Below are 258 nucleotides of genomic sequence, written 5' to 3' on the forward strand. Positions count from 1 at the left end.
GGCGCGCGTTGCAGATCCGCCGGCTCGCGGCGCAGCTGCCGCTCGATGCGATCGTCGTCGAGACCGACGCGCCCGACATCGCGCCCGAATGGGCGTACAAGTCGCGCAATACGCCCGACCAGGTGCCGCGCATCGGCGCCGTGCTCGCCGAACTGCGCGGCCTCGACCCCCACGCGCTGTCCCTATCCACAACGGCCAACGCGCTCGCCGCGCTGCCGCGCCTCGCACTTTCGTCCGCATAATCGTCGTCACGTGGTG

At 71.3% G+C, this 258-nt stretch carries 1 protein-coding gene; it reads left to right on the forward strand.

Going from position 1 to position 258, the window contains the following annotated elements:
• Positions 1-242, forward strand: a 242-nt coding sequence (locus tag SB816_RS33050; RefSeq protein ID WP_410548385.1) for a TatD family hydrolase, incomplete at its 5' end; no start/stop codon positions are given.
• Between the last annotated feature and the right edge of the window lie 16 nt (positions 243-258).

The sequence above is a fragment of the Achromobacter sp. SIMBA_011 genome, assembly GCF_046535435.1.
GTDB classification, from domain to species: domain Bacteria; phylum Pseudomonadota; class Gammaproteobacteria; order Burkholderiales; family Burkholderiaceae_B; genus Achromobacter; species Achromobacter dolens.